Annotated in this window: 1 pseudogene; it reads left to right on the plus strand. The window is 45.8% G+C overall.

Annotation, left to right across the window (positions count from 1 at the left end):
- Positions 1–251 (plus strand): annotated as a pseudogene (locus HMPREF0519_RS12770) (phosphoribosylanthranilate isomerase); the annotation flags it as partial.

Here is a 251-nt window from a genome sequence, read left to right on the forward strand (position 1 = left end):
GGTTTAGTACCAATGCAAAATGGTGGTGTTCCCGCGCATCGGGTACCGCTTGATCGGGTGCATAAGATCTTCAATGAAGCAAAGAAACGTGGCGTTAATTCAGTTGCCATTATGTTAACAAATGATCCTGAAGAAATGCTTCAGTTAGCAGAAGAGATCCAACCGGATATTTTGCACATTGCTGGTGATGGTTACGCCGCAACTCCTGCATTTGCTAAACGCCTCAAGGAAGTTGCGCCGGATACAGACTT

The sequence above is a fragment of the Lentilactobacillus hilgardii DSM 20176 = ATCC 8290 genome, assembly GCF_000159315.1.
Classification (GTDB): domain Bacteria; phylum Bacillota; class Bacilli; order Lactobacillales; family Lactobacillaceae; genus Lentilactobacillus; species Lentilactobacillus hilgardii.